At 30.0% G+C, this 13,013-nt stretch carries 10 protein-coding genes and 2 tRNA genes; 10 read left to right on the top strand and 2 right to left on the bottom strand.

Annotated features, from left to right (window positions below):
• Window positions 1–2 precede the first annotated feature (2 nt).
• Window positions 3–737 (top strand): amino acid ABC transporter ATP-binding protein, encoded by a 735-nt coding sequence (locus tag ACTTAX_RS01750; RefSeq protein ID WP_316963573.1) that lies wholly within the window; start codon window positions 3–5, stop codon window positions 735–737.
• Window positions 738–883: 146 nt separating this feature from the next.
• A complete protein-coding gene (locus tag ACTTAX_RS01745) occupies window positions 884–1,255 on the top strand; it encodes a helix-turn-helix domain-containing protein (protein ID WP_262589252.1) in 372 nt (123 codons plus the stop codon).
• Between the two features lie 71 nt (window positions 1,256–1,326).
• On the opposite strand, the gene ACTTAX_RS01740 is transcribed toward ACTTAX_RS01745, so the two are convergent.
• Both ACTTAX_RS01740 and ACTTAX_RS01735 read right to left on the bottom strand, forming a co-directional pair.
• Window positions 1,327–1,402: transfer RNA gene (locus tag ACTTAX_RS01740), tRNA-Asn, on the bottom strand.
• A gap of 50 nt (window positions 1,403–1,452) precedes the next feature.
• A tRNA-Cys gene (locus tag ACTTAX_RS01735) sits at window positions 1,453–1,526 on the bottom strand.
• A gap of 122 nt (window positions 1,527–1,648) precedes the next feature.
• On the opposite strand from ACTTAX_RS01735, the gene ACTTAX_RS01730 reads away from it, so the two are divergent.
• From ACTTAX_RS01730 to pstB, 8 genes are all read left to right on the top strand, one after another.
• Window positions 1,649–4,276 (top strand): valine--tRNA ligase, encoded by a 2,628-nt coding sequence (locus ACTTAX_RS01730; protein ID WP_440692366.1) that lies wholly within the window; start codon window positions 1,649–1,651, stop codon window positions 4,274–4,276.
• Complete coding sequence (gene ilvD, locus ACTTAX_RS01725) at window positions 4,276–5,994, top strand: dihydroxy-acid dehydratase (RefSeq protein WP_440618459.1); 1,719 nt, start codon at window positions 4,276–4,278, stop codon at window positions 5,992–5,994. The genes ACTTAX_RS01730 and ilvD overlap by 1 nt, the downstream gene beginning before the upstream one ends.
• Window positions 5,994–7,199 (top strand): sugar phosphate nucleotidyltransferase, encoded by a 1,206-nt coding sequence (locus tag ACTTAX_RS01720; protein ID WP_440692364.1) that lies wholly within the window; start codon window positions 5,994–5,996, stop codon window positions 7,197–7,199. The genes ilvD and ACTTAX_RS01720 overlap by 1 nt, the downstream gene beginning before the upstream one ends.
• Entirely contained in the window at window positions 7,199–8,356 is a 1,158-nt protein-coding gene (locus ACTTAX_RS01715) for an ATP-binding protein (protein WP_440692362.1), read from the top strand. Before ACTTAX_RS01720 ends, ACTTAX_RS01715 begins: the two co-directional genes overlap by 1 nt.
• A gap of 105 nt (window positions 8,357–8,461) precedes the next feature.
• Window positions 8,462–9,481 (top strand): substrate-binding domain-containing protein, encoded by a 1,020-nt coding sequence (locus ACTTAX_RS01710; protein WP_440634846.1) that lies wholly within the window; start codon window positions 8,462–8,464, stop codon window positions 9,479–9,481.
• A gap of 109 nt (window positions 9,482–9,590) precedes the next feature.
• Window positions 9,591–10,994 (top strand): phosphate ABC transporter permease subunit PstC, encoded by a 1,404-nt coding sequence (gene pstC / locus ACTTAX_RS01705; RefSeq protein ID WP_262589244.1) that lies wholly within the window; start codon window positions 9,591–9,593, stop codon window positions 10,992–10,994.
• Entirely contained in the window at window positions 10,987–12,249 is a 1,263-nt protein-coding gene (gene pstA / locus ACTTAX_RS01700; protein WP_440692360.1) for a phosphate ABC transporter permease PstA, read from the top strand. The genes pstC and pstA overlap by 8 nt, the downstream gene beginning before the upstream one ends.
• Entirely contained in the window at window positions 12,249–13,010 is a 762-nt protein-coding gene (gene pstB / locus ACTTAX_RS01695) for a phosphate ABC transporter ATP-binding protein PstB (protein WP_440692358.1), read from the top strand. Before pstA ends, pstB begins: the two co-directional genes overlap by 1 nt.
• The last annotated feature ends 3 nt before the right edge of the window (window positions 13,011–13,013 follow it).

The raw sequence follows: 13,013 nt of genomic DNA, 5'->3' as shown, positions 1-13,013 counted from the left end.
TTATGTCTGATAGTATTATTCAAATTAAAAATGTAAATAAATGGTTTGGAGATTTTCAAGTATTAAAAGACATAAATTTAGAAGTTAAACCAAAAGAAAAAATTGTAGTTTGTGGTCCATCTGGTTCTGGTAAATCAACTTTAATTAGATGTATAAATAGATTAGAAGAGCATCAGCAAGGAGATATTATTGTTGATGGTAATACTTTAACTGAAGATACAAAAAATATTGAACAAATTAGAGCTGAAGTTGGAATGGTTTTCCAACAATTTAATTTATTTCCACATTTATCAATTGTAGATAACTGTACACTTGCTCCTATTTGGGTAAAGAAAATGCCAAAAAAAGAAGCTGAAGAATTAGCACTAAAACATTTAGAAAGAGTTCAAATACTTGACCAAGCTCAAAAATTTCCAGGTCAATTATCTGGCGGTCAGCAACAAAGGGTCGCTATCGCTAGAGCTTTATGTATGGAACCAAAGATTATGTTATTTGATGAACCAACATCTGCCCTTGACCCTGAAATGATTAAGGAAGTTCTTGATGTAATGGTTGATTTAGCTAACCAAGGTATGACGATGATCGTGGTTACTCACGAGATGGGATTTGCCAAAGAAGTTGCAGATAAAATGATCTTTATGGATGAAGGTATGATAGTAGAAAAAGCAGACACAAAAGAGTTTTTTGCTAACCCAAAGAGCGACCGTACCAAGCTATTCTTAAGTCAAATACTGTAATTTTTAAATACATTCTATTATTAACAAACACTTGACAGGTTTTTAGTTTTTGTAGTTTTTTAATTAAAATAAATAAATTTTTCTATTGCAGTAGATCGAATAAATTTGTTCAATAGTGTTTTAAAATTTAATTAAGAGGGGTCTTAATGGAAGATAATTTCAACAAACACTTAGGCAATAAACTTAAGTTAAGAAGATTAGCTTTAGGTTTAACACAAACAAAAGTTGCAAAAGCTATTAATGTAACATTTCAACAAATCCAAAAATATGAAAAAGGAACCAACGGAGTAAGCTCAATTAGATTACTTCAACTTTCAAATTATTTAAAAGTACCAATAAATTATTTTTTCGAAGATTTTTCAGAATATTTAGTTAATTTAGAAAAATCTCAAGAAGGACATATGAATGTTAATTATAATTTTTTAGCAAAAGTTTATTCAGAACTTAATGCTGATCAAAAATTAAAATTTAACAAAACATTACAAATTTCAGGATCTAATATTTCTAAAGCAGTTTAATCATAACCAAAATGTGACCCTTTTAGTTATTTGTGTATTATCAAATATATTTCTAGATTATTTTTTTTTTTTGGCTCCTCGGGCAGGACTCGAACCTGCGACCAATTGATTAACAGTCAACTGCTCTACCAACTGAGCTACCGAGGAATGTAAAAATCACAACTTACTTTTTTTTAAAACTAAAACAAGATTTTTTTTGGAGGCAACGCCCGGAATCGAACCGGGATACAAGGATTTGCAATCCTCTGCGTAACCATTCCGCCACGTTGCCATCTTGTTTTAGACGAATAGCTTCAGGCCTTTTTATATTAAATTTTTTATATTAGTCTATTAAATAACGTTCCAAATTGATTATTGTTAAATAAGATTATTAAATTATAAACTTTAAAATCAATGAGTAACGATAAATATATCCATTCTGAAGTTGAAAATAAGATTTATTCATATTGGGAAAAAAATGAATTATTTAAACCAAAAGAAAATTCTAAAAAATTTTCAATAGTAATTCCTCCACCAAATGTGACTGGAAGTTTGCATATGGGACATGCATTAAATAATTCTATTCAAGATTTATTAGTGCGTTATCACCGGATGAATAATTATGAAACTTTATGGCAACCAGGAACTGACCATGCTGGTATTGCAACACAAGCATTAGTAGAGAAGAAACTTACTTCTGAAAAGATAGATAAGAATGAGATTGGTAGAGATAAATTTATTGAAAAGGTTTGGGAGTGGAAAGAACAATATGGTGACATAATAATCAATCAATTAAAAAAACTTGGTTGCTCTTGTGATTGGTCAAGAAATGCATTCACAATGGATGAAAATTTATCTAAATCAGTTATCAAAGTTTTTGTAGAGCTTTATAATAAAGGTTTAATTTACAAAGATAAGAAATTAGTAAACTGGGATACTGTTCTTAAGACAGCTATTTCAGATTTAGAAGTAGATCAAAGAGAAGTAAATTCAAAAATTTACTACATTAAATATCCTATAGATGAAACCAGTGAATTTATAACTATAGCAACCACAAGACCTGAAACAATGTTAGGTGATACTGCTATAGCTGTTAATCCTAAAGATGATAGATTTAAATCATTTGTTGGCAAAACAGTAACTATACCAATCGTTGGTAGAAAAATAAAAATTATAGAAGATGATTATGCTGATCCTGAACAGGGTACAGGAGCTTTGAAAATAACTCCTGCTCATGATTTTAATGATTATGATGTTGGTCAAAGAAACAATCTAGAAATAATAAATATTTTTACTGAAGAAGGTAAAATAAATGAAAACGCTCCTGAACACTATAAAGGTCTTGATAGATTTGAAGCTAGAAAAAGAATTTTAAAAGAACTTAAAGAAAAAGAATTTTTTGTAAAAGAAGAAAATATTAAAAATAAAGTTCCATATGGTGATAGATCTAATTCTATAATTGAACCTTTTCTTACAGAACAATGGTTTGCTGATGCTGGTAAATTATCAGTTAAAGCAAAAGAAGTTGTAAATTCAAAAAAAACAAATTTCTTTCCTGAAAATTGGTCAAAAACATATTTTCAATGGATGAACAATATTGAACCTTGGTGTATTTCTCGACAATTGTGGTGGGGGCATCAAATACCAGCATGGTATGGTCCAGATAATAAAATTTTTGTTGCTATAAATGAAGAAGAAGCAAAGTCTCAAGCAAAAGAATTTTACAAAAAAGAAGTAGAACTAAATAGAGATCCTGATGTTTTGGATACTTGGTTTTCATCTGGCTTATGGCCTTTTGCTACTTTAGGGTGGCCAGAAGATGATGATTATTTAAAGAAATTTTATCCAACTTCAGTATTGGTAACTGGTTTTGATATTATCTTTTTCTGGGTTGCTAGAATGATAATGTTTGGAACAGAGTTTTTAGATAAAGAACCGTTTAAAGATATTTATGTTCACGCACTTGTAAGAGATGAAAAAGGACAGAAAATGTCTAAATCAAAAGGAAACGTAATTGACCCTTTAGATTTAATAGAAAAATACAGTGCTGATGCATTGAGATTTACATTACTTTCAATGGCTTCACCTGGAACAGATGTAAAGTTATCGGAAGACAGGGTTAAAGGTTATAGAAATTTTTTAAATAAATTATGGAATGCTAATAACTTTTTAATAACAAATGAATGTGATTTTAAAGATATTGATGATCTACCTAATTTAAACGTAAATATTAATAAATGGATATATTCAGAGCTAATAGAGGCAAAGAATAAAATTCAAAAAAATCTTGAAGATTACAGATTTGATGAAGCTGCTAAAAATGCTTATCAGTTTGCTTGGCACTCATATTGTGATTGGTATCTGGAGTTATCTAAAACTATTTTGTTTTCAGATGATAATGATGCAAAAGCAGAGGTTAAAAAAGTATCATCTTATGTATTTAAACAAATATTAATCTTACTTCATCCATTTATTCCGTTTGTAACAGAGGAAATATGGCTCAAAGACCAATTTGATAAGAATGGTAGCGATTTTTTAATGCATAAAAATTGGGTAACAGGAGAAGTTAAAAAAGATAATAGCACTGATCAGGTAGAAAATATCATCAATATAATTTCAGAGCTTAGATCCTTTAAAAATGAGCTTAATGTTAGCCCAGGGTCATTTATTGATCTTTCGGTTAAAGGTATTAATGACAATCAAAAAGAATTTATTAATAAGAATGAAGTAATTTTAAAAAAACTTGGAAGAATAAATAATATACTTGATGATGATTTAGAAAAACCTGCTGCAACAATGGTTGTCTCTGGTGACTTATTTAAAATTTATTTTGATAAAGATGTGGATTTAAAACTAATCAAAGAAAACTTAACAACTAAACAAAGTAGACTAGAACAGGAAATGAATAAAATTTCTCAAAGATTAGAGAATAAAAGTTTTGTAGATCGTGCACCAAAAGATATTGTTGAACAAGAAAAAACTAATTATAATAATTTAAAGAATGATATTGAAAAAATATCAGTAACAATAAAGGGTATATAATGGCAAAATTTAATAAAAAGAAACTTCCAAGTAGACATACATCATTAGGACCAGATAGAGCACCACATAGATCTTTTTATTATGCAATGGGTGAAACCGAAAAAGATGTAGCAAAACCCTTTGTTGGAGTAGTTTCAACTTGGAATGAAGCAGCGCCTTGTAACATTGCTTTAATGAGACAAGCACAATCTGTTAAAAAAGGTGTTAGAGCAAACGGCGGAACACCAAGAGAATTTTGTACAATTACTGTTACAGATGGAATTGCAATGGGTCATGAAGGAATGAAATCTTCATTAATATCAAGAGAGGTTATTGCAGACTCTGCCGAACTTACTGTAAGAGGACATTGTTATGATGCATTAGTTGGTATTGCAGGATGTGATAAATCTTTACCAGGATTGATGATGTCAATGGTTAGACTTAATGTACCGAGTGTATTTATTTACGGAGGATCCATTCTTCCAGGTACTTACAAAGGAAAAGATGTAACTGTAGTAGATGTATTTGAAGCTGTTGGAAAACATTCATCAGGTCAAATGTCAGCAGCTGAGCTTAGAAAATTAGAATTAGTAGCTTGTCCAAGTGCGGGTGCTTGTGGTGGTCAATTTACTGCTAACACAATGGCATGTGTATCTGAAGCAATTGGTTTAGCGTTACCTTATTCAGCAGGAACTCCTGCTCCTTATGAGGAAAGAGATAAGTATGCAAAAGAAAGTGGTAAAATGGTCATGAACCTTTTGCAGAAAAAAATTAAACCAAGAGATATTGTAACAAGAAAAGCTTTAGAAAATGCTGCAACAATTGTTGCTGCAACAGGTGGATCCACAAATGCTGGTCTTCATTTACCAGCTATTGCTAATGAAGCAGGAATTAAATTTGATTTAATGGATGTTGCAAAAATATTTAAACGAACACCTTATCTTGCGGATTTAAAACCTGGTGGAAAATATGTTGCAAAAGATATGTGGTTAGCAGGTGGTGTACCAATGTTATTAAAAACATTATACGAAGGTGGATATATTCATGGTGATTGTATGACTGTTACAGGCAAAACCATGAAAGAAAATTTAAAAAATATTAAATTCAATCCTAAACAAAAAGTAATGAGATCTTATAAAGATCCGTTATCTCCAACAGGTGGTGTTGTTGGTTTAAAAGGAAACTTAGCTCCAGAAGGAGCAATTGTAAAAGTTGCTGGACTTAAGAAATTACAATTTACTGGAAAAGCAAGATGCTTTGATAATGAAGAAAGTGCTATGAAAGCCGTTCAAAGCAGAAAGTATAATGATGGGGATGTAATTATTATTAGATACGAAGGACCAGTTGGAGGTCCAGGTATGAGAGAAATGTTATCTACAACTGGTGCAATTTATGGTCAGGGAAAAGGGGAGAAAGTAGCTCTTATAACTGATGGAAGGTTCTCTGGTGCTACACGAGGCTTTTGTGTGGGTCACGTAGGCCCTGAGGCCGCTCTAGGGGGTCCTATAGGCCTTTTAAAGAATGGAGATATCATTGATATCGACGCTAAAAAAGGAACTATCAATGTAAGACTTTCTAAAAAAGAATTAGCTTCAAGAAGAAGAAAATGGAAAGCTAAAAAATCTGACTTTGGATCAGGTACTTTGTGGAAATATGCTCAAACAGTTGGACCAGCATATTTAGGTGCTCCAACCCATCCAGGTAAGAAAAAGGAAGTTAAAGACTACTCAGAAATTTAATGAAAATAAGACCAGTTATTTTATGTGGTGGTGCTGGTACTCGACTTTGGCCTAATTCTAAAAATCATCAAGCAAAACAGTTTATTGATTTTGGAAATTGGACTTTACTTGGAAAAACTTTAGAGAGAACCAAAGCATCTATTTATGATGCACCTATTATAAGTACGAACAAAAAGTATCTAAGTAAAGTTAAACAACATCTAAGAAAAAATAAAATCAATAAATATAAAATTGTTGTTGAGCCAGCTAAAAGAAATACAGCTCCTGCTATTTTAAGTACAGCTTTAATAAAAGATATTCCTGATAATCAGCCACTAATGTTTTTTACTGCAGATCATTTGATTGAGAAAATGAGCATTTTTAACAAAGCTATCAATAAAAATAAGTCCAATCTTAATGAAAATAATATTTTTGTGTTTGGTATTAAACCAAAATCTCCAACAAGTGATTATGGTTATTTCTTAACCAAAAAAATTAAAGGTAACATAAATAAAGTAACTAGATTTATTGAAAAACCTAAAGAAGCAAAAGCAAAAGAAATAATTCGAAAAAGTGGATATTGGAACTCAGGAATGTTTTATCTTCGTAAAGATTCAATCATCAATAACTTTAAAAAATATAACCCAACTATATATAGAAATTGTTTAACAGCAGTTAATAAGGCAAAATATAAATCAAATATTTATCATTTAAATAAAACGTCATTTATAAAAGCAACCGCTAAATCTTTTGATTATGCAATCCTTGAAAAAACAAAAGAGATTAATGCTATTAAATTAGATATACCTTGGTCAGATCTTGGAAGCTGGAAAGAAATTTTAAAAATGTATGACAAAAATAAAAAAAAATATATTAAGAAGAAAAATGTTTATCACAGACCATGGGGTAGCTACTCAAACCTATTTGAAGGCAAAGAATTTTTAATTAAAGAGCTTTATGTTAAACCAAAAGGAATACTAAGTTTACAAAAACATCATCATAGATCTGAGCATTGGTTAGTCACGCAAGGTAATGCCAAAATAACTCTAAACAAAGAGACGATAATTAAAAAACCTGGAGAACATATATTTATACCACTAGAAGCTATTCATAGAGTTCAAAATCCTGGACAAAAACCAGTTAAAATTATGGAAGCTCAAGTTGGATCAATATTAAAGGAAACTGATATTGTAAGATATCAAGATGTTTATGGCAGAGTAAAGTAGTGGACTTGTTAACAATAATTTTATTAATAATAATTGGATTATTAACTTTCTTACTCTTAAAAAAAGAAAGAGTGTTTGGAATTAATACTGAAGAAAACTCTGAAAAAGAAACAGTTAAAATTGTTGAAAGCAAAGATTACAGAAATAATTTGTATGATTTACTAAATTATATTCCAGAAGCAGTAATCATATTAGATAAAAGTAAAAAAATTATTTTTAGCAACAATTCCTCAAATAAACTTTTTCAAATAAAGCTATATGAAAATATTAGTGGCTTTTTACGTAATCCAGATCTTCTAAATTCTATTGATAAAGCTTTTCGAGGAACAAATGTTACAGATTTAGAAATTGAAATCAGAAATCAAGCAACTCAAAGATTAAATATCACTGCTTATTTAGATCACAATAACATTTTTTTTGATGAACAATCATGCGTGCTGCTAATGAGAGATTTAACTGAATTCCATAAATTTCAGCAGCTAAAATCAGATTTTGTAGCTAATGTTTCTCATGAACTTAGAACACCATTACAGTCAATTAAAATGGGCCTTGAGACCTTTGATGACAATTCAGAATTAAAAAAAAATTCAGAAATAAACAATTTGCTACCAGTAATGATATCTCAATCAGAAAGAATGGAAAATTTAATTAGAGATTTATTATCATTATCAAAAATTGAGCTTCAAGAACACATAAGGCCAACTCATGAGATAGATTTAATAGAATTGTTAGATTATGTAATTAAAACATACGAAAAAATAATTAGTAAAAATAATATTAAAATTAAATTTAATAAAATTGAAAATTTTAAAATAATTGGTGACAGAGATAAATTAATTGAAATTTTTACAAACCTTATCGATAACTCAATTAAATATAGTGACAAAAATAAAGAAATTACAGTTTCAGCAAAAAAAGATGGTGAACTTAATATTGTTTCAATATCGGACCAGGGGATAGGTATACCAAAAGAATCTTTGCATAGAATCACTGAAAGATTTTTTACAGTTGATCCTAGCAAAAGTCGTAGTGTTGGAGGAACTGGGCTTGGTTTAGCTATTGTTAAACATTTAGTTTCACAACATAGAGCTGAAATGGATATTAATAGTGTAGAAAATCAAGGAACAACAATAGATATCAAATTCAACTCTCTATAATACAACTAAAAAGTTAGTGGTTGTAACAAAAGTTTAACCTTCCTTTAATAAAATATTTAAGAATCAAATCTATTTAGTTCGCATATGAATCTAAAAAGGAGAATTATGAAAAAAGTAATAAGTGTAATATTTGGATTTCTTTTAGTACTAAGTTTTACAACAACTAGTTACTCAAGAGATCAAATCAAAATTGTAGGATCATCGACTGTTTATCCTTACGCAACAGTGGTTGCAGAAAAATTTGGTAAAAGTGGTAAGTTTAAAACTCCAGTTATTGAGAGTACAGGTACTGGTGGTGGTATGAAATTGTTCTGTGCTGGTGTAGGTGTTAACCACCCAGATGTAACAAATGCATCAAGAGCAATTAAACCAAAAGAAAAAGCATTATGTGAAAAAAATGGTGTATCTGAAATTATTGAAATTGTAGTAGGTAATGATGGTATTTCTTTCGCTCATGCAGTAAGTGCGCCAGATGCTAATTTTTCAAAAGAGCAATTATGGAGAGCATTAGCAGCTAAAGTTGATGTTGATGGCAAACTTGTTGAAAATCCTTATAAAAAATGGAGTGATATTGATGCAAGTCTTCCTAACAAAAAAATTGAAATATTAATTGCACCCCCAACGTCAGGAACGAGAGATGCTTGGAATTCATTAGTGATGGGTAAAGGTTGCTCTAAAACAGCAAAATCTTTATTTGGTGATAAAGCTAAAAAAGAATGTGCAAAAATGAGAGAAGATGGTTATGCAGTTGAGGCTGGTGAAAATGACACTCTTATTGTACAAAAATTAACATCAAATCCTGATGCTTATGGTTTTTTTGGTTACAGTTACCTTGTGGCAAATAAAGATAAGGTAAAAGCAGCTTCTATTGAAGGTGTACAACCATCTCTAGAAGGTATTCAAGATTACTCATACCCAATTGCAAGACCATTATTCTTTTACGTTAAAAAAGCACATATTGGTGTTGTTCCTGGTATTGAGGAATACTTAAAAGAGTTTACTTCTAAAAAAGCTATGGGTAACAGAGGATACTTGGGAAAAATTGGATTAGTTCCTTTAGCATCTGACAAGTACAAAGTTACTCGAACTGCAGCATTAGATTTAAACACAATAAGTATTAATTAATTAAAATCTTATTTTCAAAAAAAGGCCAGTTTATCTGGCCTTTTTTTATTCAATCTAGAATTTAATTTGTAACAAAACTGTAACATTTAGAAGATAGACATCATTTCAAATGAACTTCGTCTTAATATTCTTAATATCAATATTTTCATTATCTTTATTTTTCTATGGTAAATCAAAAACTAAAAGTATCTCAATAAACAAAAATATTAAATTAAACGCACTTCCAAAATTTTATGGATACTACCTGGTATTATGGTGTTCGATACCTTCTTTAGTGTTCCTGGTTATCTGGACATTGTTCGAACCAGTAATTATTAAATCAATAATTATTGAAACTGCTGCAAATAAGGGAGCTATTTTTAATGATAAGAATGAAGCAAATTTAGTTTATGAAAAAATTAAAGCAATTTATGCTGGCACATTTTTTGGAGATATAGATATTATTTTAAAAGAAAGTGCAATTTCATATGCAAAATTTATTAATATTTTTACTAATTCAAAAATAGTATTAATTTTTACTATTGTTATTGCTTCAGTAATTTATTCGTTAAAAAAAATTAAAAATAACAATAAAGCAAGAGATGATGTTGAAAAAATTTTAAAAGGATTGTTATTTGCTTCATCTCTAATTGCAATTTTAACCACTTTAGGAATAATTTTTTCACTTTTATTTGAAAGTATAAAATTTTTCTCAGTGATAAATATTTTCGATTATTTATTTGGGACCAATTGGAGTCCTCAGAGAGCTTTTGTTAGTGATGCTTCTGCAATAACAGCAGCCGAATATGAAGAACTTAAAGATGCATTTGGATTTATTCCATTGATTGCAGGTACCTCATTTATTGCTTTAATTGCTATGTTGGTCGCAGTTCCAATTGGGTTATTTTCTGGAATTTATATGGCTGAATACGCCTCATTAAAAATAAGAAGAATATCAAAACCAATAATTGAAATTTTAGCTGGTATTCCAACAGTTGTTTATGGATTTTTTGCAGCCCTAACCGTTGGTCCTTTTTTTAGACAAATTGGTGAAAATTTAGGATTAACCGTATCATCTGAAAGTGCTCTCGCAGCAGGATTAATAATGGGTATTATGATCATTCCTTATGTGTCATCATTATCTGATGATGTTATTAATTCGGTGCCACAATCTTTAAGAGATGGTTCTTATGCAATAGGCGCAACAAAGTCTGAAACAATAAAAAAAGTTGTTATACCTGCTGCATTGCCAGGTATCATAGGCTCAGTTTTACTTGCAGTATCAAGAGCAATTGGTGAAACAATGATTGTTGTTATGGCTGCTGGTCTTGCAGCAAATTTAACTATTAACCCATTAGAATCAACAACAACTATAACCACTCAGATTGTAATGATTTTAGTTGGCGACCAAGAGTTTGATAGTCCAAAAACTCAATCTGCTTTTGCTTTAGGATTAACTTTGTTCATAGCAACTCTTGTTCTTAATTATATAGCACAAAGAGCTGTTAAAAAATATCGAGAGAAATATGACTAAAGACCAAAGATTAAAAAAAAGACATAATGCTGAAAAAAGATTTAGATTTTATGGTCTAGCATCAATTTTTGTAGCATTGTTGTTTGTTATTATTTTGGTTCACAATATTTTTTCAAAAGGAAGTTCTGCATTCATGAAAACAGCAATAAATGTTGAAGTTTTTTTTGATCAAGAACTTTTAGAAATTCAAAATGGAGCTACAGAGAATGAGATTTTAGATGCTGATTTCTATGATGTTACTATTGAGAGCTTGTTAAAAGTTTATCCTGCTAAAAATTTAGATCAAGAAAATCAATTGATTGATTTATTTACTACAGATGCAGAGATTGAAATTAAAAGAGCTTTTTTAGAGAATAACAATTTAATTGGAAAAACATTAAATGTAGAGATAACAGCATCAGATGATATTGATCAATTACATAAAGGAAATTATCCAAGAGATTTACCAGAAGACAGAAGAAGAATATCTGATTTCCAATTAGTTATATACGATACATTGGTTGAAAATAAAAAAATCATTAAAAATTTTAATAATTATTTTTTTAAAAATGGAGATTCTCGTGATCCTGAACTTGCTGGTATTGGTGGTGCTTTAGTTGGATCTTTTTACAGTATAATTATCTGTTTATTATTAGCTTTTCCTGTTGCGGTGTTGGCTTCAATTTATTTAGAGGAATTTGCTCCAAAAAATAAAATTACTGATTTTATAGAAATTAATATAAATAATTTAGCTGCTGTTCCTTCAATAGTTTATGGTTTATTAGCTTTACAAATATTATTAGCCACAATCCAATTACCAAGATCTACACCATTAGTTGCTGGAATAACTTTAGCTTTAATGACTCTGCCTAGAATTATTATACCTTGCAGAGCTTCATTGAAAGCAGTACCTCCATCAATACGAGAAGGAGCTTTAGCAGTTGGTGCTTCCAAATTTCAATCTGTATTTCATCATGTTGTTCCTTTAGCGTTGCCTGGAACTTTGTCAGGAACAATTATAGGATTAGCTCAAGCTTTGGGAGAAACAGCTCCATTAATTTTAATTGGTATGGTTGCATTTGTAGTTGATATTCCTTCAACACCAATAGATCCTTCAGCCTCTCTACCTGTTCAAGTATATTTGTGGTCTGAGTCTGCTGAAAGGGGATTTGTAGAGAAAACATCTGCTACTATCATGATGTTATTAAGTTTTTTAATTGTAATGAATTTCTTAGCAGTATATTTAAGACAAAAATTTGAGAAAAGATGGAACTAATGAATAGTATAAAAATAAAATCAAAAAATTTGAATGTTTTCTATGGAGAAAAACAGGCACTATTTGATGTTAATTTAGATTTAAATGAAAAAGAGGTTACAGCTTTAATTGGTCCATCTGGTTGTGGAAAATCTACTTTTATTCGATGTTTGAACAGAATGAACGATGTTATTGATATCTGTAAAGTTACTGGAAATATAGAAATTGACGGTATTGAAATTAATGACAAAAATTTAGATGTTGTATCTTTAAGAGAGAGAGTAGGAATGGTCTTTCAAAAACCAAATCCATTTCCAAAAAGTATTTATGATAACATTTCGTATGGTCCAAAAATTCATGGAAAAGGTGAAACTAAAAGTGAATTAGATGAAATCGTTGAGAGTAGCTTAAGAAAAGCTGCTCTATGGGAAGAGGTGAAGGATCGACTTGACGAACCAGGTACAGGACTTTCTGGGGGTCAACAACAACGACTTTGTATCGCGAGAGCAATCTCTGTAAATCCTGAAGTTATATTAATGGACGAGCCTTGTTCAGCATTAGATCCTATAGCAACAGCAAAAATTGAAGAATTAATCGATGAACTTAAAAAAACATATACAATTGTGATTGTAACACACTCAATGGCTCAAGCAGTTAGAGTTTCACAAAAAACAGGCTTTTTCCATCTAGGTAAGTTAATTGAGGTAGGCAAAACTGAGAAAATTTTTAAAAATCCTGACAATAAAATGACACAAGACTATATTACAGGTAGATTTGGATAAATT

This window comes from Candidatus Pelagibacter sp. HIMB1695, assembly GCF_052047655.1.
Lineage (GTDB): Bacteria > Pseudomonadota > Alphaproteobacteria > Pelagibacterales > Pelagibacteraceae > Pelagibacter.
The sequence above is the reverse complement of the archived record's forward strand: the minus strand, read 5'-3'. Positions and strand labels throughout refer to the sequence as shown.